Below are 24,718 nucleotides of genomic sequence, written 5' to 3' on the forward strand. Positions count from 1 at the left end.
ACTATTCCTGATTAATTTATTTACTATGCAGTTAAGTATAGATGTTTCAGATTTAGTCTATTTTTGTCGTGTATGTTTTAAACAAAAAGTGATTGAATAAAAATCTGTTTATAGTGGTTTAACGTATTAATAAAATCAGTATTGAACTGATAAATTATGTTCACTTACTCTTTGATATGTGAGCTTAACATTCAGTTTTCAAGTTAAATAGAATAAAATAATCACTTAATTTCATGGCTAAACGTTTCACTTGCTAACATTACGGTTAGTAATATGGAGATAAAAAATGGAACAACAAGTAATGTGGCAACAATTAATCAAATTGGTGAAGCATGAAGTCTTGCCAGCACTTGGTTGCACTGAACCTATCTCACTTGCTTTAGCTGCTGCTACGGCAACTCAATATATTGATAAAAATAAAATTAGCCACATTGATGCTTATGTCTCGCCCAATTTAATGAAAAATGGCATGGGTGTTACGGTTCCGGGCACTGGTATGGTGGGATTAGCTATTGCAGCGGCCATCGGCGCCATTGGTGGTGATGCTGGGGCAGGCCTTGAAGTCCTTAAAAATATAACTCAGCAACAGATCGAACAAGCTAAAACGATGCTCAATGAGCATAAAATTAATGTGCAAATTGCCGATAATAATACCGCTATTTATTCTGAAGCTAATATTTATACTAATCATGATCATGTCCGCGTCTGTATTGAAAGCTCACATACTAATGTGATTTTGATTGAAAAAAATGACAAAATAATTTTTAAAGCCGATAACCAAAAGCAAGATGATTCGAAAGACGCGGCTATCATCAAATTGATGTCGGTAAAACAGATATATGAATTTGCCTCGCAGGCTGATTTTGCTGATATCGAATTTATTTTACACTCAGCAGAATTAAATGATGCCTTATCTCAGGAAGGCTTAAGACGAGATTATGGCTTAAGTATTGCGGCGACATTACATGAACAAACTAAAAATGGCTTATTAGCTGATGATCTATTGTCTAAAGTGATTATTCGTACTACTGCTGCATCAGATGCTCGCATGGGTGGTGCAACGTTACCAGCTATGAGTAATTCAGGTTCAGGCAATCAAGGTATTACTGCAACTATGCCAGTCGTTGTTGTTGCCGATTATTTAGAGTCAACGCCAGAACAATTAGCGAGAGCGCTTATTTTATCGCATACCATTGCCATTTATATTCATAGTAAATTTCCGCCATTATCAGCTCTTTGTGCAGCCTCAACAGCAGCCATGGGATCGGCTGCCGGTATGGCGTGGTTACTGGGTAAAGGCCAATATGAGGCAGTTGATATGGCCATATGTAACATGATTGGTGATTTGTCTGGAATAATTTGTGATGGTGCGTCAAATAGCTGTGCAATGAAAGTTTCAACTTCGGTTTCATCCGGATTTAAAGCTGTATTAATGGCGCTAAACCGAATTCGTGTTACAGGTAATGAAGGTATTGTTTGTGATAGCGTTGAAACTTCAATTAATAATTTAGGGGCGATAGTTAGCAATAGTATGAAAGCAACTGACACTCAGATAATTGATATTATGTCGCATAAAGCCTAATTTTTTTGAAAAATGCTAAAAGAATAACCTTTTAACGCTTTTAATATGACCAATTGGTATTATTTTTAAAAAATATGCTGGACAATATTATTTTTTATGCGTAATATTTCGTCCTGCTTCTATGGTGGCTATAGCTCAGTTGGTAGAGCCCTGGATTGTGATTCCAGTTGTCGTGGGTTCGAGTCCCATTAGCCACCCCATTTTATATTTAGAATGTGAAGCAATTTCTGACGGCGAGTAGCGCAGCTTGGTAGCGCAACTGGTTTGGGACCAGTGGGTCGGAGGTTCGAATCCTCTCTCGCCGACCAATTTAATAAGAAAGCCTACTCGTTTGAGTGGGCTTTTTTGTTACTACAACAATGCATTTGATTCGAACCGATAAGAGGTTCGAGCCGAGTAGCACGAGACAGCGTTGCTTTAGCAACGACTAGACATTATTATCCTTCTAAATTATCTAAGCTGTAACTATGCATATTTACCATGCTCTTTATAATTAACTCTACAAACATTTTATACTTCGTTCCTTCTTATGACTTGATAAAATTGCGTTTTTACATTGAGTTTTCTTCAAATCTTCCTTTATTGTAAATCAAATAAACAGATACATTTTTAAATATATCATATTGATTTAATTATAAATAATTATAAAAACTGTGATCTATACAACAAATTTGGTACTTAAAATTGACAACATGTATTTTTTTGTTTATTTTTTAACAATGTTTACGTTATCTTAACGTATATCTATTTTATAAAAAAGTCCATCAATGGAGTGTGTTTTTTGGAATATCGTGAAATAGCTTCAAAAACTTATGTTGAAGAACAGATTAAAGCTAATCCGACTATTGTCAGTAAGAAATTGACAGAACGAGCACTAGCAGAACATTTTGGTGTAAGTCGTACAACAATAAGAAACGCTTTAAATGATTTAGCTATGGAAGGTTATGTATTCCAAAATGATACTGATGTGGAACCACATAAAATTTTTGAGATTAATATGTTAAAAATGTCTTCTTTCAGTGAAGAAGTTAAAAAAGAAGACGATATTGACCTTAATATTAAAGTTCTCACCAATCAAATTATTAATATGCCAGCTGAATTGAGATCTTTTTTTGGTTCGAATGAAAAATTGATTAGAATTGTTCGGCAAAGGATATTAAACAAAACTCCGCTTTCCTACGAAGTAACATATTTACCATCTAATAGATTCAAAGGTTTAGAACAAGTCGATTTGAATAATGTTTCTCTTTATCAATTTTTGAAAGAGCATTATCCATTCAAGCCAAGTCACGGTCGTGAAGAAATTACTTATGAGTCAGCAACCGAAGATAAAGCTAAATATTTGGAGGTTATTGAAGGAACACCCATTTATAAAGTATCGAGTAATAGCTTTGATATTAACTTTCAACCATTTGAATATACCGAGCAATATCTATCAGGAAAGCGATTTAAATATCATTTATCGGCGAAAAATATCTTCAATTATGGAGAAAAACAATTATGAAATTGTTTGAAAAAATTGCCGATCATTTAATGGGACAGATCAACTCGGGTCAATATGGTGTGGGTGCGGAGCTCCCCCCAGAAGTTCAATTACAAAAAGATTTTGATGTCAGTCGTACTACTGTTCGTAAAGCTATTGACCTATTAGTAGAAAAAAATTTGGTTGTACGAAAAAAAGGGATTGGTTTATTTGTTGCACCAATGCTGTCTACCCAAAATATTCTTGAGATGACTGGTATTATTAAACCTGGCACTTATCAACATCATAAAAAAATTCTTAAAGAGAATTATTTAAGAAAAGCTGGCCCTTACTATAGCCAGTTATTAAAGATAAAACCGTCAGCACTAATTTATTATATTAGTTTTTTAGAAGTTGCTAAAACTAGTGTAGTAAAAGAGATTTTTCTTTTACCCCTTCACTATTTCCCTGATTTTCAAGTTTCAATAATAAAAGTGCTATCAGCACTTGAAATTACTAATTCGGGTAAGAAAAAAGTCGATAAATTAGAACAAGATTTACAGCTAATTGTTGCCAATGCCGAATTGGCTAAGCAATTACGCTGCCAAATTGATGAACCATTATTTAAAGTGTCTAATCACTATTTTGATATAAATAGCGAACCGATTGCTATTGAATACAAATTCGCTAGTAATACCAAATATGTGGTGGATTTCACCTAGGAGGAAGAAAACCAATGATTAAATTGTTACGTGTCGATCACCGCTTATTGCATGGTCAGGTTGTTGTTTCATGGTTCGATAATGTTGGAGCTAATACTATTTTAGTTGCCAACGATGCTGTTGCTAATGATGAATTTCGTAAATCAGCGATCCGATTAGCTAAACCTGAAAATGCCAAACTAGTCATGAAGTCAATTGATGACAGTATTGGCGCTATTAATTCTGGTGTAACAGATAAATATCAGATGTTAATTGTGGTGGAATCGGTAGAAGATGCAGAAAAACTCATCCGAGGAACTCAAGGACAAATAACTAGTCTTAATTTAGGAGGAACTAAACCTCGTGAAGGAACCAAAAATTATTCTAAAACAATTAATTTGACAGAGTTAGAAGCGGACTTATTAGCTGGATTACAACAAGATGGTGTTGAAGTGTATATACAACAGATCCCAAGTGAATCTAAGCAAAAATTTGAAAAATAGACAAAAAGGAATACAAAATGAGTATTGTTATTACAGCAATTATTTTGGCCTTGATTGCTATGTTAGCCAATGGTGAATACTTTTTAGGTTCATCTATGTTATCAAGGCCTTTAGTTACTTGTACCTTAGCAGGGCTAGTAATGGGGGATGTTACACAAGGAATTATCATCGGTGCGACATTAGAGTTGGCGTTTGTTGGTTCTTTTTCTATTGGTGCATCTATTCCTCCAGAAATTATTTCAGGTAGTGTATTAGGAACTGCGTTTGCGATTGGTGCCGGTAAAAGTACGGCAGTAGCCTTAACTTTAGGGATTCCAATTGCTTCTTTGGTTTTAGTGGTTAAAAACTTATGTTTCTTGTTCATTTTACCTTACTTTGTACATAAAGCAGATAAGTATGCTAGTGAAGGTAATGGTAAAGGCGTTGATCGCATGAATATTTTCGGCGGTTTCTTTTCTATCAACCTACCAATTGGTTTAGTTGTTGGTTTTTCTTACTTATTTGGTAGTGAAGCAATAAAAAGCTTACTTGATGTGATCCCTGAGTTTGTCATTAACGGTTTAGGAATTGCAACAGGCTTATTACCTGCATTTGGTTTTGCTATGTTAATGAAGATTATGATCAAAAAAACCAATGCGACATTCTTTATTCTTGGTTTTGCTGTAGCAGTATATATGAAAGTACCTGTCACTGGTGTTGCAGTTTTTGGCGCTTGTATGGCGTTAATTCTTACCGGTTACTCTTCATTTACCGGCAAAAAACTTACCACCACAGATAATCAAGAAGTTAATAATCAATCAGGCAATGCTTTAGTAGGACAGGAGATCAATTATGAAGATGAAGAATTCTAATTTAATTACTAAAAAGGATTTAATGCGAACATTTTGGCGTTCTTTCACTGCTGAGTGGTCATGGAACTATGAACGACAAATGAATTTAGGTTATTCTTTTGCGATTCGTCCTGCTTTAGAAAAAATTTATAGCCAAAAACCAGAACAATTAACTACTGCTTATCAACGACATTTAGAGTTTTATAATGTTACGCCATGGTTAATTACTTTCCCATTAGGTATTTCTATTGCTATGGAAGAGCAAAATGCCGTAAATGAAAATTTTGATGAAAGTTCAATAAATGACGTCAAAATCGCATTAATGGGACCACTAAGTGGTTTGGGAGATTCATTCTTCTGGGGAACATTACGAGTTATTGCAACAGGTATTGGTACTTCACTGGCGATGCAAGGTAATATCTTAGGGCCACTACTATTTTTATTAATTTTCAATATTCCAGCCATTATTGCTCGTTATTTTGGTCTATTTATTGGTTATAACATTGGTGCATCTTTTATTGAAAAAGTACAAAAAACTGGCTTGATGGATAAATTGTCTTATGGAGCATCTATCTTGGGGCTCTCGGTGGTAGGGGCCATGGTGGCGACGATGGTGACATTAAATATGCCACTAACCATTGGCTCAGGCTCTGATGCAACGTCATTACAGGATATTTTCGATGGCATTGTTCCGCAAATATTGCCGTTATTATTTACTTTATTTATCTTTTTATTAGACAGAAAAGGACTAAAAGCACATTGGATCTTATTACTGATTGCTGGTATTGGTATCTTTGGTGCTTGGAGTGGATTACTAGGTCAATAACAGGGACGATTTAATGAAAAGTATTGCTGATTATGTAGCATTAGAACCTGAATATTATCAAAGTATTTTAGACAATTATCAAACATTGTTTGTTGATACTATTGATTCAAGTAAAGTTAAACAATTTAATTCAATTGTTATCTTTGCTACTGGTTCAAGTTCTAACGCAGCTTATGGGGCGAGACCTTTAATGAGTAAAATCTTAAAGGTTCCCGTTTATATTGAAGATCCTTCAATCGCTGCTAATTATTTACATTACAGCGATCCTAATACCCTCTATTTTGCTATTTCGCAAGGGGGAGAAAGCTATTCAACGATTCATTTAGTTGAAGAGTTTATCAAGAATAATCAAACTATCTATACGCTTACCAGTAATCCTGATAGCCCATTATATAAAATTAGCAATAATGTATTATCTATGGGTATTCCTATTGAGGAAATGCCTTATGTCAGTGCTGGTTATAGCGTTACGATACTTGATTTGATATTAATTGCTTTAGTCATTGCACAAAAAAATGGCAGCATGGATGATCAACAATTTGCCAGTTATTTCGATCAACTTAGAAAAGTTGCAGGTTTGCTACCTAAAGTTATCGAACAATCCCAAGCTTGGGTAAATCAATATCAACACAAATTTTATCATTCTCAACGAGTCATATTTATTGGCTACGGTGCAACCTATGGTATTGCTCGAGAAGGCGAAACAAAATTCACCGAAACTATACGTAATAATGCTTTCGGTAAAGAACTCGAGGAGTATATGCATGGCCCATATTTAGGTTTACATGAGAATGATAATATCGTTTTTCTTGAGCCGCATGGCGTGTTATCTAACCGTGCTGAATTGTTAAAAGTATTTTTAACTAAACATGTTAAAAATATTTCTACGATTTACGCCAATAACAGTAGCAACGTTAAACAAGACGATTTGTGTCTTAATATTGATATAGATGAACTGTACGCATCATTATTTATGACAATACCAATTCATCTATTAAGTTACCAAGTTTCACGATTAAAAGGTCATAACCTTGAAAAATCAACCTATCCAGAATTTGATGAAATAACTAGCTCAAAAATTAAGAGGATTTAAAAATGAGAAAATATGACGAAAAGAAAGAATTAGACAGCATGAATGGTGCATTAGCATTAAGACCACAAATTAATGAATTTATTGATAAAATCCACGCGCGTGGTTATAGCAACGTTTGTTGGTTAGGTATTGGTGGTACTTATGCATCATCAATGCAAGCAGTTGTACATATGAAAGAAAAAACAGCGATTGAGACTTTTGTGCAACACGCTGCTGAATATTTAGTAACTGGTAACAAACGTATTACTAAAGATACGCTTATCATTATTTCATCTGTAACTGGCACAACACAAGAAGTGGTTGCTGCTATTGAAAAAATCCAAAAAGAAGTTGGTTCAACTGTATTTGCTTTCATGGATAAAGCCGATACTCCATTAGGAAATATGGCTGATCATGTAGTTGTTTATCCAATGAATGAACAATTAAAATTCTTTATGACTGCTGATCGTTTAATGTTTTTAGCTGGAGAATTCCCTGATTATGACGAGTTCTACCAACAAATGGATCAACATTTTGCTAAAAATATTGTTGCCGTTGCGAAAAAAGCCGATAAATTTGGTCAAGAAGTTGCTGAAAAACATCATAATGATCCAATGCACTATTTTGTTGGCGCAGGTAATCAATGGGGGGCAACTTATTCTCATGCTATGTGTTATTGGGAAGAACAACATTGGTTACGTTCAAAATCAATTGAGTCAGCAGAATTTTTCCATGGTACATTAGAAGTTATTGATCGTGATACTGCGGTAACCGTTTATGTCGGTGAAGATACTCAACGCCCATTAAGTGAAAGAGTCGCTAAGTTCTTACCGCAAATTTGTGGTAATTATACTATTATTGATACCAAAGATTATGAATTACCGGGTATATCAGAAAAATATCGTGGCAATCTTTCACCATTTGTTTTCCGTGCTATCAATAATCGTATCGATGCTTATGTTGAACATTTAAATCGTCATCCAATGTCAATCCGTCGTTATTATCGTTGTTTAGATTACTAAAATAGGAACTTAAATCGATGATTTCTGTATTAGTCAGTACACATGGTTCAACAGCGAAAAGCTTAATTGAAACGACTGAAATGATTTGTGGTAAACAATCTCAGTGTGAATCGGTTTCGTTTGCAATGGGGCAATCAACAGATGATTTTCAACAACAACTGCAACAAAAGCTAGAAGAGTTACAGCATTTTGGCTCAGAAATTGTATGTTTTGTTGATTTAAAAGGTGGAACACCATTTAATACTTTAGTTAGATTGATGGCTGATTTTCCTAATATAGAAATAGTCACTGGTGTAAATGTCCCTATGTTGTTAGAAACCTTTATGCAACGCTCTGACGCAAATCTAGTAACATTGTTACCAGATATTATACAAGCCGGAACTCAAGGGATTGAGCGGTATAATATTGCAGCAATGGCAGCAGATGAACCAAGTGATGAAGATTTCTAAAATTGACAACGCACAAAACTACAATAAGCCCGATAATTCGGGCTTTGTTTTATCAAAAACCAATTATCTAAATTACAATAATAATCTATCTTTTAGACGAAGAGTTAGCCAAAGCGAATGAATAATAATCGTTTGATACATTAAGATATAAATGATAGAACTAGATAATTATTCTAGTTTTATTTTTTATAGAGCATGATAAAAGGAGATCAATAATGTTCTGGTTAAAAAAAATTTTTTTTATCATGATCGTCTTTTTATCATTAGTGAACTGTATTAGTTGTGTATCTAACCACTCTTATTCATCAGTTGACAGTTATGGTTGGATAGAAACAGAAAAGGATCTAACCGACTCGGTGAGATAAATCATTCTCAAAATGAAAACGTCTTTATTGTAGCTAACCAAGAAGATGGCCATTTTATTAATAATTTTGTCAATATGGTGGTGTTTTTTATGTGGAAAACGAATATGACTGACTAGTTTATGAAGTGCTAGTTTTAGCATAATATTCAGTTTTGCCTATAAAATTATATATAACACCACGTTATTATCTGCTTGACTAGAAAAATAATTCTTATCTGACTTGTTTTATGGTGATTTTTTGCTTTAATAGTAAATGAATATTTCTTTATATAACATCTACTTTTGGAAATAAACTATGAAAAATGTTGGTTTTGTCGGTTGGCGAGGAATGGTGGGCTCTGTTCTTATGCAACGTATGGTTGAAGAGCATGATTTTGATTATATCAATCCTGTTTTCTTTTCTACTTCTCAAGCTGGTCAAGCAGCTCCTTCTTTTGGCGGAAAAACAGGAATATTACAAAGTGCCGATGATATTGATGCTTTAAAAGCATTAGATATTATTGTCACCTGCCAAGGTGGTGATTATACCTCTGAAATTTATGCAAAATTGCGTGCAACCGGTTGGCAAGGCTACTGGATTGATGCTGCGTCAACTTTACGTATGGAAGATGATGCAATTATTGTTCTTGATCCAGTGAATAAAGCTAACATTCAATCAGCCTTAGATAGAGGCATTAAAACTTTTGTTGGTGGTAACTGTACAGTAAGTTTAATGTTGATGTCACTTGGTGGATTATTTGCTGAAAACTTAATCGATTGGGTTTCTGTCTCAACTTATCAAGCGGCTTCTGGTGGTGGTGCACGTCATATGCGTGAATTACTGACCCAAATGGGAATGTTAAACGCTGAAGTTGCTAAAGAACTACAAGATCCTAACTCTTCTATTTTAGATATTGAACGCAAAGTGACGCAAAAAATGCGTGATGGTAGTTTACCGACTGATAATTTTGGCGTGCCTTTAGCGGGTAGCTTAATCCCATGGATTGATAAAGCTCTTGATAACGGCCAAAGTCGTGAAGAGTGGAAAGGCCAAGCGGAAACCAATAAAATTCTAGGAACGAGTCAGATTATTCCAGTTGATGGACTTTGTGTACGAGTTGGGGCATTACGTTGCCATAGTCAATCATTCACGATTAAATTGAAGAAAGATATCAGCATTCCTGAGATTGAAAAACTACTTGCTGCTCATAATGATTGGGTTAAAGTTGTACCAAATGATCGTGAACTTTCTATGCGAGAACTTACTCCAGCTGCGGTTACAGGTACCTTAAGTACACCAGTTGGACGTTTACGTAAATTGAATATGGGTAAAGAGTATCTATCAGCCTTTACGGTTGGCGATCAGTTATTATGGGGTGCTGCTGAACCATTACGAAGAATGCTACGCATCTTAGCTTAATGATGAATAAAAAAAGCCCTGTTTATGGGCTTTTATTTTTATTGTAAAGCAATTTATTAGATTGTTTCTAACAAGGTCATTAACAGTGAACCGTTAAATAATGCTTGTTGTACTAAGGCAAATGCACCAATTGCTGAACGGTCATTAAGTGTTGAACAATTGATAGTTAGATTGTTTCTTAACTCTTCTAAACTTTGAGCATTTAACGCACTAGTTACTGCATTTAATAATACATCGGGTGATTTTGTTAATTCGCCAGCTAATACAATCCGTTGTGGGTTAAAAATATTCACCATTATCGCGACAGCTCTACCCAGATTTTCACCGGCATCTTTAACTAACTTAAGCGCTAACTCATCTCCTTGATTGGCATATTTGCAAATATTGCTGATATTTATGTTATCTAAACTTAATTTAGTTGGATAACCTTGTTCTATCATCTGTTTTGCTCGTGCTTCAATGGCCTTGTGAACTACTCGATTTTCTAAACAGCCAAAATTTCCACAATGACAACGTTCACCTAATGCATCAATTTGGATGTGTCCAACTTCACAAGCGGTTTGGTTATGGTTAGTGAGTAATTGTTGATTAATGATAACCCCTGAACCAACACCACGATGTACACGAATTAAAATTGAATCATCGACATCTTGAGTTGAACCGAAATAACTCTCAGCTAATGCCAAACTTTGAATATCATTACCAATAAAAATCGAAACATTAAACTGCTCACGTAATACATCCGCTAAAGGCCATGCTTTAACTTGAATATGTGGAGTATAACGAATGATCCCTCGCACTGAATCAATTAAACCGGGTAAAACCACTGAGATCGCAACAAGATGTTTAACTTTTTTATTATTTTTTTCGATGAACTGTTTAATGAGTGCAATTAAATATTCTTGTGCTAACTGTTGCGTAAAAGTAGTAAGTGGATAAACTTCAAATGCTAGACTATTGGCACCTAAATCATAAAGTTCAATCGTGACATGCGAACGGCTCAATTGTATGGCAATTGTCTGGTAGTAACCAAATTTTGCTTGTATTGAAACCGCAGGTCGTCCCCCCGTTGATTGTTGGGCATCAACTTCTTTGATCATATTCTTTTTGAGGAGTTGGCGAGTTATTTTGGTGATACTAGCTGGTGCTAATTGACTAATTTCGGCGAGTTGAATACGTGAAATGGGCGCTTGCTGAACAATCAAACGATAAATCATTGCATAATTTAATTGCTTGATTAGTTCAGCATTGCCGACTAGATGTAGATAATTAAAGGTCATATTTTATCTCAATATTTTCATTAACTATCCGACATTCTAACGGCTCATCTCTCCATTAACAATAGTTTTCACATTTGAAAAGTCACGATTAAAAATAACTAAGTTGGCAATTTTGCTTTCACTAATTGTACCAAGTTGTTTATCAACACCAATCGCTTTGGCTGGGTAAAGTGTTGCCATTCTTAATGCTTCATCTAAAGCAATACCAACATACTCTACTGCATTTTTTACTGCTTCAATCATGGTTAATGCTGATCCCCCCAATGTGCCATTTTCATCAACACAACGGCCATCTTTATAATAGATAGTTTTATCAGCAAATACACCAGAAGTTAAATTAGAGCCAGCTAATAACATCGCATCAGTAATCAAAATTAAATGATCTTGTTTAATTTTGTGGCTATTACGAATGTTCGCCCAACTTACATGCTGGCCATCAGCAATGATACCGACATACACTTCTGGTTCATCATAAATTGCGCCAACAACACCTGGTTCGCGACCAGTAATATAAGGCATAGCATTAAATAGATGCGTACCTAGGCGGATACCCGCATTGAAACCACGACGGCAATCATCATAGTGGCCGTTAGAATGTCCAACTGAAACATGAATTCCGGCATCACATAGTTGTTTAATATGTTTGGCATCAACTTTTTCTGGAGCTAGGGTAATGATTTTGATTACATCGGCGTTTGCACAAAGAAAGTCGATCATCTCCTGTGAAGGTTGACGAATGTAATTTATATTATGAATACCTTTCTTCTCAGGATTAATATAAGGCCCTTCAAGATGTAAACCTAATGCTTGGTTAGGGTGCTTAGCTAAATATTCACGCATCACGTTTACTGCTTTGATCATAAACTCATCAGTTGAAGTGATTAAGGTTGGTAAATAGCTAGTACAACCATACACGAGGTTAGTTGCCTGCATAGCTTCTAAGGTTTCAATACTTAGTGCATCAAGAGTTTCATTAAATTGCACACCACCACAGCCATTGACTTGAATATCAATCAAGCCTGGTGCAACATTTGCACCTTGTAAATCTTTAATGGTGATATCAGCTGGTAATTGTTCTTGTTTACAAATTTTTGCAATTTTATCACCGTCAATAATAACAGCGTGATTATCAAGAATTTCATAACCAGTGTAAATACGACAATTGGTTAATGCGTACATTGAGTTATCCTTTATAAAATGGTTACTTGAAGATTATCTGCTTCCATTTGTTTAAAATATTTTAATGTTTTTACCTTTAGATCATCAGTGCTTGTCTCATCACAAACAATAATTGATTTTGGATGCATTTGTAATGCGGAAACAGTCCATAAATGGTTAACACTTCCTTCTACCGCTGCTTGTAATGCTAAACTTTTGTTGTGTCCACAAACTAATAAAATTACCTCTTCGGCATCCATTAATGTTGCAACACCAATGGTTAATGCATGTTTTGGCACTTGTTTGATATCATTATCAAAAAAGCGTGAGTTGGCAATAATGGTATCTTCAGTTAAAGTTTTGATACGAGTTCGTGAACAAAGTGAAGAACCTGGCTCATTAAATGCAATATGTCCATCTTGGCCTACGCCACCAAGGAAAATATTGATTTTGCCGTAGGATTTGATTTTTTCTTCATATTCTTGGCATTCTTTTTCGATATCAGCTGCATTACCATTTAATATATGGATGTTGTTTTTATCAATATCAATATGGTTGAAGAAATTTTCATACATAAAAGTGTGATAACTTTGTGGATGATCTTCAGGAATACCGACATATTCGTCCATATTAAATGTCACAACATGTTTAAAACTTACTTTACCCGCTTGGTACTGTTTAATTAGTTGTTGATACATCACTAATGGTGAACTTCCCGTTGGTAAACCTAGTAAAAAAGGACGATCTGCAGTTGGATTAAATTGATTAATTTTGTTTACGATGCGCTGAGCAACCCACGCGCCAACTTCTTGCGCATTTTTTAAAGGAATAAGTCTCATAAAATATAATCTCTTCTGATATAATTGAATAAATCTTTTTTTTTAAAGTAAAATATGTTGTGGTTATTTTACTATATTAAACTAATTAAGCAAAAAAAAAGCGTGATATAAATCACAAAAGGCAAACATTTAATTTGCGAAGTAAAATAATATAATGTCAAATGTATTTGACTTACTTCTTTTACTTAATGATGTGAGATTTTATTATTTTTAAGTAACTCCCGAATGATAATATGAGGCAAAACTATGGGAATTTTAGCTTATTTACAACGAATTGGGCGCTCGCTAATGGTGCCTGTGGCAGTATTACCTGCTGCTGCAATACTTTTAGGTATTGGTTATTGGATTGATCCAAATGGTTGGGGAACCAACAATATTGCTGCGGCATTTTTGATTAAATCCGGCGGTGCTATCATCGATAATATGCCAATCCTTTTCGCAATTGGTGTTGCGTATGGTATGTCTAAAGATAAAGATGGTGCAGCAGCATTATCTGGATTGGTAGGCTTTTTAATCATTACTACACTATTATCACCAAATACTATTGCTCTATTTGAAGGGGTTGATACCAGTGTGGACGGTTGGAATGCACAAATATCACCAGCTTTTAGTAAGATAAATAACCAATTTATCGGTATTTTAGTTGGAATTATTTCTGCTGAACTATATAACCGCTTTAGTTCTGTTGAACTACATAAAACCTTAGCTTTTTTCAGTGGTAAACGTCTAGTTCCTATCATTGTTTCTATTGTTATGTTACTTGTTTCAGTAGTGCTATATTTTATTTGGCCTATGGTATTTAGCGCATTAGTTTCTTTTGGTGAATGGATTAAAAATTTAGGTTCAATAGGTGCAGGTATTTATGGTTTCTTTAACCGGTTATTAATTCCTGTTGGTCTACACCACGCTTTAAACTCAGTATTTTGGTTTGACGTTGCTGGTGTTAATGATATTCCTAACTTCTTAGGCGGACAAGGTTCTATTGATTCTGGTAAAGCGATTGCAGGTATAACTGGTCGTTATCAAGCAGGTTTCTTCCCTATTATGATGTTTGGTTTACCTGGTGCGGCATTGGCAATTTATCATACTGCTAAAAAAGGTAATAAAGATAAAACAGCTTCAATCATGTTAGCGGCGTCTTTTGCGGCCTTCTTTACTGGTATTACTGAACCATTAGAGTTTGCGTTTATGTTTGTTGCGCCTGTGTTATATGTAATTCATGCTGTTTTAACGGGTATCTCACTATTTATTGCTGCAACAATGCAATGGATATCTGGATTTGCATTCAGTGCAGGTCTAATCGATATGTTGTTACAATCTCGTAATCCATTAGCAGTACATTGGTATATGTTAATTCTACAAGGTATCGTATTCTTCTTTGTTTACTATATCGTATTCCGCTTTGTAATTGTGAAATTCAATCTTAAAACACCAGGTCGTGAAGATGAAATTGCTAATGCAACGGTAGTTACTGAAGAAACATTAGCACAAGAAAATGCACCAGCTGGTGGTGATTTATCTAAACTTGCTGAACAATATTTAGTAGTTATTGGTGGTAAAGATAACTTAACTAATATTGATTCATGTATTACTCGTTTACGTTTGAATGTTCATGATACCGATCTAATTGATGAACAAGCAGCTAAAGCGCTAGGTGCAATGGCTGTCATAAAATTAGGTAAAACAGGTGTGCAAATCGTGGTTGGTCAACAAGCTGAAAAGATTGCAGATCAAATGAAAAAACTCGTTTAATCGAAATTTTATCTAGCAATTTTTAGTAAAATTATCCCCGTGACTTAATCAGTAATGATAAAAGTCATGGGGATTTTTATATCGTTTTAAAAGTGATTAATCTATTTTCTGGTCACTAAATTATCGATAAGATTATATAAGAATTTTGAGGAGAGGGGTTTTTAGCAGGTTTTAGAAGCGTAAAACAGCGTCTTGATTGGCTAATAGTTGAGTTAACTGTTTATCATCAATTAATTGGTTTGCAATATTGAGAGGAGTTTGGTTTAAGTTTCGTTCATCTAATGATGCTTTACAGACATAAACATCTTCAATGTCATAAAGTTCCAACATATTGAAAGTAGCAATGTAATCACGCATCAATATCAACTCTGGATGTTGATTAGCTAATAGATGAAATACACCATCGCCGATAAAAAAGACAGATATATGATTGAATGTTGAAAGGGCTAAAGCGGTATCTAATGCTTCTCGGCCTTTGGCACAGCCATGTGGTGCTGAGCTAATAATGATTGCTACTTTTTTCATGTTATCTGCCTATTATTTAAAATTGTAGAACTCGATCTGAACTTGCTACAGCTTCACTTAACTCGCCAAGGCCGGTTAATTCAAAATGTTCGGCAAGATTATTTACACCGATACCACGTCTTTGCGCGGCAGCTACACAAACAGTTAGTTTTAACGAATATTGTTTTGCTAAGCTCTGCCAAGCTTTGACTAAATCAAATTCATCATTGGCTGGATCACTATAACAGTTAGCATTATAAACGCCATCAGCATAGAAAAATATGTTAGCAATCGAATGGTTGCTACTTGAAAGTAATGTTTGAGCAAATTGAAAGGCACAATAAGCAGATTGGGTCCCATAAGCGGGACCCATAATAACCAGTGTATAATCTAATGGTTTCATCGAATTAGTTTGCTGATAGTTATTATTTAGCTTGATCTGCTTTAGTAGGAGCTGATGCTGGAATTTCTTCCTTATCGTTATCAATACCAAGTAGCTCAACGTCAAAAACTAAAGTTGATGCTGGTGTAATTCTCGCTTTATCACCTTGAGCAGGGAAACTTTGGTCACCATATGCTAATTCAGGTGGCACAACTAGTTTAATTTTACCACCGACACCGATTAATTGGATGCCTTCTGTCCAACCTTTAATTACCCCATTAAGTGGGAAAGTTGCTGGTTCATTATGATCATAAGAACTGTCAAATGTACGACCATCTGTTAATGTACCAACATAATGGACAATAACAGTATCTTCTGCTGTCGGATGACGACCAGTTCCTTCATTAATGACTTTATACATTAAACCAGATTTAGTTTTAATTACACCTTCTTGCTTAGCAAAATCCTCGCGGTATTTTTCACCAGCAGCGGTATTTTCGGTTTTTTGTTTTTCAAAACGGGCTTGGCTTTCTTCTTGAATTCGTTTACCAAATGCATCTAACACATTTTTAACTTCATCTTGGCTAAGTTGTGAGGCGCCACGCATGGTTTCATTAAAACCACTGATTAGGTATTCTTGATCGGCAGTTACTTCATTTTGTTCTAAATTTGATTTCATATAATTAGCAAATGAAGAACCTAATGCATAGGCTTCTTTTTGCGCATCAGTTGAAATTGTCGCTTTATCTGCTGAGTTTTGTGCAGTAGCTGCTTCAGTTTTGCTTTCTGTCGCATTGGTATTTTCAGCACTATTTGCCGTTGCAGTGGTTGTTGCTGGTGCTTTGTTTTCTTCGGTGGTCTTTTTGTCATCACAGCCAGCTAATGCTAATACGATAGCACTACTTACTAATGTCATTTTTATAAATGATTTCATTCTACTCTCCAGGTTAAACATCTTTTTAGCTAAATATTAAACTTATTATATATGATCTAATATAGTATAAAATAGTATTTACATATCATTTAGATAATTTATTGCATTTATTTGATTTTTTAGTCAGCACAAATTTTAAAATCTGCAGTTTAAATCACTCCTTGAGTGAAAGTGGTATCCTCAGTTATAATAGAAAAAATTTATAGAAAATAATGTATAAGGATAGCTATTTTGACTACCGAACTTAATACCCTTGATATTGAAGAAATTATCAGTTTACTTCCACACCGTTATCCGTTTTTGATGGTTGATCGCGTAATTAGTTATGAGAAAGGTAAAACATTAAAAGCCATTAAAAATGTAACTGTAAATGAACCATTCTTCCAAGGTCACTTCCCGAATAAACCTATTTTTCCTGGCGTATTGATTTTAGAAGCGATGGCACAAGCAACTGGAATTTTAGCGTTTAAAAGTATTGAAGAATTGTCACCAGGTCAACTTTATTATTTTGCTTCAATTGATAAAGCTCGCTTTAAACGACCGGTGGTACCAGGTGATCAAATTATGCTTGATGTTGAATATATTAAAGAGCGTCGAGGCATTGCATTGTTCCATGGTGTTGCAACCGTCGATGGCAAATTAGTTTGCGAAGCAGAGATGATGTGTGCTCGTAAATAATTTTGATTTTGAAATATCCCAAACGTATTAAGGAATTGCTATGGCAACGGAAATACACCCAAGTTCAGTAGTAGAAAAGGGGGCAAAGATTGGTGATAATGTCAAAATCGGGCCTTTTTGTTATATTGGTGAAAATGTTGAAATAGGTGATGGTACCTTTTTAAAATCACATGTAGTGGTTAACGGACACACCAAAATTGGTCAAAATAATCAAATCTATCAATTTGCTTCAATTGGTGAAGTTAACCAAGATCTGAAATATCGTGGTGAACCAACTCGCACCGAAATAGGTGATCGCAATATGATTCGTGAAAGTGTGACGATTCATCGTGGTACCGTTCAAGGAGGTGAATTAACCCGTATAGGCAGTGATAATTTATTGATGATTAATGCCCATGTTGCGCATGACTGTATTATTGGTGATCGTTGTATTTTAGCTAATAATGCCACACTTGGTGGTCATGTTCAGTTAGATAATCATGTGATTATTGGCGGTATGACAGCAGTACACCAATTTTGTGTAATCGGTTCTCACGTTATGGTTGGCGGTTGTTCTGGCGTTGCTCAAGATGTACCTCCTTATGTTATTGCTCAAGGAAATCACGCAACACCACATGGCGTCAATTATGAAGGCTTGAAACGTCGAGGCTTTAGTAAAGAAGCACTACAAGCCATCCGTAACACATACAAAATTCTATATCGAAATGGGTTAACGCTTGACGATGCTAAAGTTGAAATTGCAACGCTTGCTAAACAGCACCCAGAAGTGCAGCTGTTTATTGACTTTTTTGATCGTTCAACCCGAGGCATTATCCGTTAATGACAGATAAGCAGTTAACAATTGCTCTGGTCGCCGGTGAAACATCTGGCGATATTCTCGGTGCTGGTTTAATTCGTACTCTTAAAAAACATCATCCTAATATTAAATTTGTCGGTATTGCTGGTCCACGAATGCAAGCTGAAGGTTGCCAAGCTTGGTATGAAATGGAAGAGCTATCAGTGATGGGGATTGTCGAGGTATTAGGTCGGCTACGGCGTATTTTAGCTATTCGTCGTGATATTACTAAACGTTTAATTGATCTCAAACCCGATGTTTTTATTGGTATTGATGCGCCGGATTTTAATCTCTCTTTAGAAGGTAAACTTAAACAAGCTGGTATTAAAACGATTCATTATGTCAGTCCTTCTGTTTGGGCTTGGAAGCAAAAACGAGTATTTAAGATTAAACGCAATACTAATTTGATTTTAGCTTTTCTTCCTTTTGAAAAAGCCTTTTATGATAAATTTGATGTACCTTGTCGATTTATTGGTCATAAAATGGCTGATGATATTCCTCTCGAACCCGATCAAACAGCTATGCGTCAACAGTTAGGTATTCCTGTTGATTGCCAATGCTTAGCCTTATTGCCCGGTAGTCGTCATGCCGAAGTAACGTTATTATCTGAACCTTTTTTAAAAGCAGCGCAATTGTTACGTGATAAATTTCCTGATCTGCATATTGTAGTTCCGTTAGTAAATGGTAAAAGAAGAGCGGAATTTGAACAAATAAAGGCAGAGATTGCACCAAAACTTAATCTGCAATTATTAGATGGTCATGCTCGGGAAGCGATGATTGCCAGTAATGCTTCAATTTTAGCTTCGGGAACAGTGGCACTTGAGTGTATGCTGGCTAAATGCCCAATGGTTGTTGGCTATAAAATGAAGGCTTTCACCTTTTGGTTGGCGAAAAAACTAATTAAAACACCTTATGTTTCATTACCGAATATTCTTGCTGGCAAGGAAATTGTTCCGGAATTACTACAGCATGATTGTACGCCAGAAAATATTGCTAACCATATTGTTCCCTTGTTAAAAAGTGATAATAGCGAATTAAAAGCAACATTTTTGGCTTTGCATAAACAAATTCGTTGTAATGCTGATGAACAAGCTGCGCAAGCGGTGTTAGATGTATTAAAGGATCCCTCTAATTGTTAAAATTTACTTATCCAGATGCAACGTTAATTGCTGGTGTTGATGAAGTCGGTCGTGGTCCACTTTGTGGTGATGTTGTTACTGCTGCTGTTATTTTAGATCCAAATAACCCCATTGTTGGATTAACTGATTCGAAAAAATTGTCAGAAAAAAAACGTGAAGCGCTCTTCGATGTTATTAAAAAAAATGCATTAGCATGGTGTGTGGCTAGGGCATCTGTAGATGAGATTGATGAACTCAATATCCTACATGCTACTATGCTGGCGATGCAACGAGCGGTGTCAGGCTTAAACATTAAACCAAATTATGTATTAGTTGATGGTAATCGTTGCCCTAATTTTGGTATTCGAACCCAAGCAGTGGTTAAAGGCGATCTGTTAGTGGCTGAAATTAGTGCTGCATCGATTTTAGCCAAAGTGACGCGTGATCGTGAAATGGTTGAGCTTGATAAGTTATACCCTCAATATGGTTTAGCCAAACATAAAGGCTATCCAACCAAAGATCATTTAAACGCCATTGAACAACATGGCGTGAATCATCTATATCGTAAAAGCTTTGCACCAATAAAAAGATTATTACTAATTTAATCGCGCTTATCAACTGTGCTAAGTAGTGGTGAATTAAATATCGCAACCGGTGATATCACTGTTTCTTGATATGGAATGTTATTACCATAACGTTCTTTTAGTTTTTGTTTAACCGCCGGCGATGATAAATTAAAATCTTTAATTGTTTGTAATTGACCAATTTTTAATTTAAGCGCTCGATTATAAATTTTCCACACTAATTCTGAACAATAAATATATTTGTCATCCCAACCAAACCAAATATCGTAAGGTTTATTTTCAAATTTATGGGCGACTTGTTTTAAACTGGTAATTTCTTGCTGAGATAATGGATGATTTTTTAATCGTTTAATCACATATGTTTTATTTTTGCCACGATTTATCCATTTATCTAACGGGGTATAAATAACTTTACTTGCGGCTTCAAAAACATAAGGTTTGCCATTTTTAATAAAAATTATTCCTACATGACTATAAGGTGAATTTGTTGCTTGCTCAATGGCTTTACTTTGGTTTGATTGAGAAGATTGGAAAATAATATCGCCATCGTGTGGCTGATAATTTGCTATAGCTGTGTAACTAGCGAAAAGTAAACTAAAAATGAAAATAAAACGCATCATCTATTATCTATATAGTTGTAATTAAAATAATAGTATAAGCGAAAACAGCTACTTAACAAAATTTTTCAGTAGCTGTTAAATATTTTTTAGCAATTAATCACGATTACTAAAAATCGAAGTTGATTTGGTTTTATACATAAATTTGCTAGCACTGGCAAAACGAATAGTTTTAAAAATACCAAGTAAGCTTGCTTGATGCATACGATAGAGTAGTTTGTGGATCATTAAAGCGAAAAATCCTCTCACTCCCATTTCACTATTACCAATTAATTTGACTACACCTTCAGCGGTATCATGTAATGAAATCACAGTACCTTTATCAGTATATTTAAATGTTTTTAATGATTGGTTGTTTAATAATCTAACGATATTTTCATAGCAAACTTTTGCCATTTGATGAGCTGCTTGAGCGGTAGGTGGTGAAGCATGACCATTGTCTTGCATTGCGTATGCGCAATCACCAATAACAAAAATACTGTCATCACGAGATGTTTGTAATGTTGGTTTTACCACTAATTGATTTGATCGGCTTGATTCTAGACCTGCGATCTCTTTTAAATAATCAGGCGCTTTAACGCCAGCAGTCCAAATCATCATATCGGCTTTAATGGTTTCACCTTCTTTCGGATAAAATCCATCGCTTTCCGCTTTAGTAATCATAGTATTGGTTAATACATGAATCCCTTGTTTTTTAAGTGTTTTAGTAATACTAGCTGCGGTTTTTTCTGGTAAAGCCGGTAAAATACGATCGGTTGCTTCAATGACTGAAACATCTAATAGATCGGAACACATTTTATTACGACCGCAAGCACCAAATGTTTCCACCATATGAGGTAGTTCAGAGGCTAATTCAACTCCAGTCGCACCACCTCCAACGATAGCAATATGAATTTTATCTTCTTTTGTGGTTTGATCGTCATCAATGATCGAACAAAAACCAGTAAGTTTATTAATTAAGGTTTCACGTAGGCGAATAGCGGCATTTTGGTCATCTAAGAAGATACAATGTTCTTTCACACCAGGGGTACCAAAGTCATTAGAAGTGCTACCAATAGCAATAACTAAAATATCATAATCAACAAGAACAGTTTCATCGTTATGATTGATAATGCTAATTTGCTTTTGGTTGCGATCAAGGTTGGTGAAGGTACCTTGAGTAAATTCGAAATTATGCTGTTGTCCTTGCGATGCATAATAAATATTATCAACTTGCTCATCAAGTACACCAGTTGCTACTTCATGTAATAGTGGTTTCCATAGATGATAACTGTTTTTATCAATTAAGGTAATTTGAGCTTTATCCGTTTTGCCTAATTTATCGCCTAGGTCGGTAGCAAGCTCTAAACCGCCAGCACCACCGCCAATAATAATTATTTTTTGCATATTTTAAGCCTTATTATTTCAATTAAAAAATATCATACTAAATAAGTAGGTTTTTATCTATTTCTTTTGACTGATAACATTTATAAATAAAATCTATTAAAATGATGGTTTACAATTATTGAAATTTATCTAAGTCTAAAATAGAATAATCTGTAATATAGTTGTAAATAATTCCTTCTAATTGTTATTTGAGCATAAAATATAGCTTTGATTGTTTAAATTCAGCACGATATCCCATGATATAATATTTGTAATTGAAGTATGCTAATTCTTTATTACATACAATTATCCTAGTTGTTTAGGTCTTATCTGATACTTATTAATCTAAAAAATATATGAATAAAAAAATTTTTATTGTAGTTGCATTGATTGTTATTTTAATTTCAATGACGATTTTAATTCGTGCTCATAGTAGCCAGCTAATTTTGCAAGGTGAAGTGGATGCACCTAATGTTAGCATTTCCTCAAAAGCAAAGGGGCGAGTGCAGACTATTCATGTCAATCGAGGTGATGATGTTAAGCAAAATGACATCTTAATTACACTCGATAGTCCTGAATTGTTAGCGCAAGTTAAAGCCGCTGAAGCAGCTAGAGAGCAAGCGCAAGCACAAGTGCAACTTTCTCAAAATGGTACTCGTGAAGAGAGTATTCGTTATTATGAAGCATTACTTGAACAAGCTAAAGTTGCTTACGATAATGCTTCTAAAGAATACAATCGTAACAAAGCGATTTCGGCCAAAGGCTTTGTCTCGCAATCAATATTAGATAGTGCGCTAAAAACTCGCGATGCGGCTTATCAACAAGTGTTGTCAGCTCAAGCTAATTTAGATCAAGCCAAAAATGGCGATCGGGTTGAACAACGTGAAATCTATAATGCTAAATTAAAAGAGGCTGAAGAGCAGCTTAAACAACTACAGATCCAATATGATGATTTGCAAGTTAAAGCGCCAGTAGATGGGGAGGTAGGTTCAATTCCTGCTGAAGTTGGCGAGCTATTTAATCCTAATAGTCCACTATTAACGGTTATTCGCTTACCGCAAGCTTATTTTGTGTTTAATCTGCGTGAAAATATTATGCCTAATATTCACAAAGGTGATCATGTTAAGCTGGAAGTTCCTGCGCTTGGTAATAAAGAAATTGAAGCTGAAATTCGTTTTATTGCACCAATGGGAGATTATGCGACTAAACGGGCAACGCGAGCGACTGGTGATTTTGATTTAAAAACGTTTGAAATTAGACTTTATCCAACTAAACCTGTAGAAGGCTTACGTGCAGGTATGAGTACATTATGGAAAATCGACGACTAATTTTAGACTTCTGGCATCGCTTTAAAGACGCATTTAACGATGAAATCCCAGATATATTTAAGCGCTTTACTTTCCACTGGTTAATGTGGATTTTACCGCTGATTATCTTTGTGATCATCAGTAGTATCTTTTACCGAGGTGTGTTATTTGATCTGCCAGTAGGCTATGTCGATCAAGATAAAAGTACTTTATCTCGTGAAATTGTTCGCGATCTTAATGCGGGTGCGCATGCAAATTTATTCAATTATGATAATCAGCTTGAGAGCGCAGAACGCGATTTAGAAAAAGCAAAAATCTACGCTATTTTGTATATTCCACCTAATTTTGAAGCTGATGTGTTAGCGGGTCGTCAACCAACACCGATGCTCTATTATAATGCTTTATACTATAGTGCTGGCCTCTATTCTATAATGGATTATTCAGGTTTAATAGCCTCATTAAACACTCAATATCGTACCACAATGGCAACAAGTATTGGTTTGCCGGTACCGAAACTTGCACAAGTTAATTTCAATTATGATGGGCTATTTAATGCCAGTGGTAACTCAATGTACTTTCAGCAGTTTTCTGCAGTTGTACATTTATTACAATTATTTGTTGTAACAACAACTATTTATATTTTATCTCGCTTGCCTAAGCGAACTCGGCCTAATTATCCGTTTGTTTTGGGTAAATTAGCACCTTATACCATTTGGTATACTATGTTATTAATGTTTGAAATAGCCATGCTGGTGTTATTTTCTGATGCTAGGGTATCAGGTTCTCCATTCGCTATGATGCTAGTGGTGTTTTTTTATGTGATTGCAGCACAAAGTATCGGTATTTTACTTTATACGTTTACCAAAAATGTATTAGATGCCTATACCTATATTGGGGTGTTAGTTGGATTGGCATTAACTTATTCGGGGGTGGTTGTGCCAGAATTGTCGATGCCGTGGATAGCGAGATTTATCTCGTCACTTGAACCTTTAACCTATGCGCTAAATAAATTATTCGATCTATTTTTACGGCATTCTAGTTATATATCGGTATTGAAAACCTGTGCTATTTTAATGATCTATCCAATAATTATTACAGTATTAGTAAGAAAACGTTTAGTCAAACGTTTACATTCACAGTAAGAGGCTATATTGG

The 24,718-nt window shown here is 35.0% G+C and carries 26 protein-coding genes and 2 tRNA genes; 20 read left to right on the forward strand and 8 right to left on the reverse strand.

The features are described 5' to 3' along the window. Positions 1-286 precede the first annotated feature (286 nt). The 13 genes from H3T80_RS09705 to asd all read left to right on the forward strand — a co-directional run bounded on the left by H3T80_RS09705 (position 287) and on the right by asd (position 10,210). Positions 287-1,582 (forward strand): serine dehydratase subunit alpha family protein, encoded by a 1,296-nt coding sequence (locus H3T80_RS09705; protein WP_198201556.1) that lies wholly within the window; start codon positions 287-289, stop codon positions 1,580-1,582. Positions 1,583-1,706: 124 nt separating this feature from the next. Continuing rightward, positions 1,707-1,782: transfer RNA gene (locus H3T80_RS09710), tRNA-His, on the forward strand. A gap of 31 nt (positions 1,783-1,813) precedes the next feature. Continuing rightward, positions 1,814-1,890 (forward strand) — tRNA-Pro (locus tag H3T80_RS09715). Positions 1,891-2,363: 473 nt separating this feature from the next. Beyond that, positions 2,364-3,086 carry a GntR family transcriptional regulator gene (locus tag H3T80_RS09720; RefSeq protein WP_198201557.1) on the forward strand — a complete coding sequence of 241 codons (723 nt, stop codon included), beginning with the start codon at positions 2,364-2,366 and terminating at the stop codon, positions 3,084-3,086. Continuing rightward, positions 3,083-3,766 (forward strand): GntR family transcriptional regulator, encoded by a 684-nt coding sequence (locus H3T80_RS09725; RefSeq protein WP_110448765.1) that lies wholly within the window; start codon positions 3,083-3,085, stop codon positions 3,764-3,766. The genes H3T80_RS09720 and H3T80_RS09725 overlap by 4 nt, the downstream gene beginning before the upstream one ends. A gap of 14 nt (positions 3,767-3,780) precedes the next feature. Beyond that, positions 3,781-4,248: a PTS sugar transporter subunit IIB gene (locus H3T80_RS09730; protein ID WP_065613642.1), complete on the forward strand. Its 468-nt coding sequence runs from the start codon at positions 3,781-3,783 to the stop codon at positions 4,246-4,248. Between the two features lie 17 nt (positions 4,249-4,265). Beyond that, positions 4,266-5,099, forward strand: coding sequence for a PTS sugar transporter subunit IIC (locus H3T80_RS09735; protein WP_198201558.1), 834 nt, complete (start codon positions 4,266-4,268; stop codon positions 5,097-5,099). Beyond that, the gene (locus tag H3T80_RS09740; RefSeq protein WP_110448763.1) at positions 5,080-5,904 is read left to right on the forward strand and encodes a PTS system mannose/fructose/sorbose family transporter subunit IID; all 825 of its coding nucleotides are present in this window, start codon (positions 5,080-5,082) and stop codon (positions 5,902-5,904) included. The genes H3T80_RS09735 and H3T80_RS09740 overlap by 20 nt, the downstream gene beginning before the upstream one ends. A gap of 13 nt (positions 5,905-5,917) precedes the next feature. Then, positions 5,918-6,997, forward strand: a complete 1,080-nt coding sequence (locus tag H3T80_RS09745) for an SIS domain-containing protein (protein ID WP_198201559.1) — start codon at positions 5,918-5,920, stop codon at positions 6,995-6,997. Between the two features lie 2 nt (positions 6,998-6,999). Continuing rightward, complete coding sequence (locus H3T80_RS09750; protein WP_065613650.1) at positions 7,000-7,998, forward strand: SIS domain-containing protein; 999 nt, start codon at positions 7,000-7,002, stop codon at positions 7,996-7,998. Positions 7,999-8,015: 17 nt separating this feature from the next. Next, positions 8,016-8,447, forward strand: a complete 432-nt coding sequence (locus H3T80_RS09755; RefSeq protein WP_198201560.1) for a PTS sugar transporter subunit IIA — start codon at positions 8,016-8,018, stop codon at positions 8,445-8,447. A gap of 215 nt (positions 8,448-8,662) precedes the next feature. Beyond that, entirely contained in the window at positions 8,663-8,812 is a 150-nt protein-coding gene (locus H3T80_RS09760; RefSeq protein ID WP_198201561.1) for a hypothetical protein, read from the forward strand. Positions 8,813-9,106: 294 nt separating this feature from the next. Further along, positions 9,107-10,210 (forward strand): aspartate-semialdehyde dehydrogenase, encoded by a 1,104-nt coding sequence (gene asd / locus H3T80_RS09765; protein ID WP_110448759.1) that lies wholly within the window; start codon positions 9,107-9,109, stop codon positions 10,208-10,210. Positions 10,211-10,266: 56 nt separating this feature from the next. On the opposite strand, the gene H3T80_RS09770 is transcribed toward asd, so the two are convergent. The 3 genes from H3T80_RS09770 to nagB are packed head-to-tail and all read right to left on the reverse strand — an operon-like array spanning position 10,267 to position 13,487. Then, positions 10,267-11,490 carry an ROK family protein gene (locus tag H3T80_RS09770; RefSeq protein ID WP_198201562.1) on the reverse strand — a complete coding sequence of 408 codons (1,224 nt, stop codon included), beginning with the start codon at positions 11,488-11,490 and terminating at the stop codon, positions 10,267-10,269. A gap of 36 nt (positions 11,491-11,526) precedes the next feature. Next, positions 11,527-12,669: an N-acetylglucosamine-6-phosphate deacetylase gene (gene nagA, locus H3T80_RS09775; protein ID WP_034903256.1), complete on the reverse strand. Its 1,143-nt coding sequence runs from the start codon at positions 12,667-12,669 to the stop codon at positions 11,527-11,529. A gap of 11 nt (positions 12,670-12,680) precedes the next feature. Beyond that, the gene (gene nagB, locus H3T80_RS09780; RefSeq protein WP_110448757.1) at positions 12,681-13,487 is read right to left on the reverse strand and encodes a glucosamine-6-phosphate deaminase; all 807 of its coding nucleotides are present in this window, start codon (positions 13,485-13,487) and stop codon (positions 12,681-12,683) included. A gap of 246 nt (positions 13,488-13,733) precedes the next feature. Here nagB and nagE point away from each other — a divergent pair, with 246 nt between their 5' ends. Next, on the forward strand, positions 13,734-15,239 hold the full coding sequence (nagE, locus tag H3T80_RS09785) for an N-acetylglucosamine-specific PTS transporter subunit IIBC (RefSeq protein WP_198201563.1): 1,506 nt from the start codon (positions 13,734-13,736) through the stop codon (positions 15,237-15,239). 171 nt (positions 15,240-15,410) lie between these two features. On the opposite strand, the gene tusC is transcribed toward nagE, so the two are convergent. From tusC to fkpA, 3 genes are read right to left on the reverse strand one after another with little or no spacing between them, the layout of a single operon-like run. Further along, entirely contained in the window at positions 15,411-15,764 is a 354-nt protein-coding gene (gene tusC / locus H3T80_RS09790; RefSeq protein ID WP_198201564.1) for a sulfurtransferase complex subunit TusC, read from the reverse strand. A 16-nt stretch (positions 15,765-15,780) separates the two neighbouring features. Then, entirely contained in the window at positions 15,781-16,146 is a 366-nt protein-coding gene (gene tusD, locus H3T80_RS09795) for a sulfurtransferase complex subunit TusD (RefSeq protein WP_198201565.1), read from the reverse strand. A 22-nt stretch (positions 16,147-16,168) separates the two neighbouring features. Beyond that, positions 16,169-17,059 (reverse strand): FKBP-type peptidyl-prolyl cis-trans isomerase, encoded by an 891-nt coding sequence (fkpA, locus tag H3T80_RS09800; RefSeq protein ID WP_198201566.1) that lies wholly within the window; start codon positions 17,057-17,059, stop codon positions 16,169-16,171. A gap of 231 nt (positions 17,060-17,290) precedes the next feature. Here fkpA and fabZ point away from each other — a divergent pair, with 231 nt between their 5' ends. The 4 genes from fabZ to rnhB are packed head-to-tail and all read left to right on the forward strand — an operon-like array spanning position 17,291 to position 20,295. Then, a complete protein-coding gene (fabZ, locus tag H3T80_RS09805) occupies positions 17,291-17,737 on the forward strand; it encodes a 3-hydroxyacyl-ACP dehydratase FabZ (RefSeq protein ID WP_110448752.1) in 447 nt (148 codons plus the stop codon). A gap of 40 nt (positions 17,738-17,777) precedes the next feature. Continuing rightward, positions 17,778-18,557, forward strand: coding sequence for an acyl-ACP--UDP-N-acetylglucosamine O-acyltransferase (lpxA, locus tag H3T80_RS09810; protein WP_110448751.1), 780 nt, complete (start codon positions 17,778-17,780; stop codon positions 18,555-18,557). Further along, complete coding sequence (gene lpxB / locus H3T80_RS09815; protein ID WP_198201567.1) at positions 18,557-19,711, forward strand: lipid-A-disaccharide synthase; 1,155 nt, start codon at positions 18,557-18,559, stop codon at positions 19,709-19,711. Before lpxA ends, lpxB begins: the two co-directional genes overlap by 1 nt. Further along, entirely contained in the window at positions 19,705-20,295 is a 591-nt protein-coding gene (gene rnhB / locus H3T80_RS09820) for a ribonuclease HII (protein ID WP_110448749.1), read from the forward strand. Before lpxB ends, rnhB begins: the two co-directional genes overlap by 7 nt. Here rnhB and H3T80_RS09825 read toward each other — a convergent pair. Continuing rightward, entirely contained in the window at positions 20,292-20,891 is a 600-nt protein-coding gene (locus H3T80_RS09825) for a YiiX family permuted papain-like enzyme (protein ID WP_370527384.1), read from the reverse strand. The two genes, rnhB and H3T80_RS09825, sit on opposite strands and share 4 nt — an antisense overlap. A gap of 96 nt (positions 20,892-20,987) precedes the next feature. Then, on the reverse strand, positions 20,988-22,277 hold the full coding sequence (locus tag H3T80_RS09830; protein WP_198201568.1) for an NAD(P)/FAD-dependent oxidoreductase: 1,290 nt from the start codon (positions 22,275-22,277) through the stop codon (positions 20,988-20,990). Between the two features lie 335 nt (positions 22,278-22,612). Between H3T80_RS09830 and H3T80_RS09835 the strand changes: the two genes are divergently transcribed. After that, positions 22,613-23,584: an HlyD family secretion protein gene (locus tag H3T80_RS09835; protein ID WP_065579101.1), complete on the forward strand. Its 972-nt coding sequence runs from the start codon at positions 22,613-22,615 to the stop codon at positions 23,582-23,584. Further along, positions 23,566-24,705, forward strand: coding sequence for an ABC transporter permease (locus H3T80_RS09840; protein ID WP_198201569.1), 1,140 nt, complete (start codon positions 23,566-23,568; stop codon positions 24,703-24,705). The genes H3T80_RS09835 and H3T80_RS09840 overlap by 19 nt, the downstream gene beginning before the upstream one ends. Positions 24,706-24,718 lie beyond the last annotated feature (13 nt).

The organism is Gilliamella sp. W8145, assembly GCF_016101145.1.
Lineage (GTDB): Bacteria > Pseudomonadota > Gammaproteobacteria > Enterobacterales > Orbaceae > Gilliamella > Gilliamella apis_A.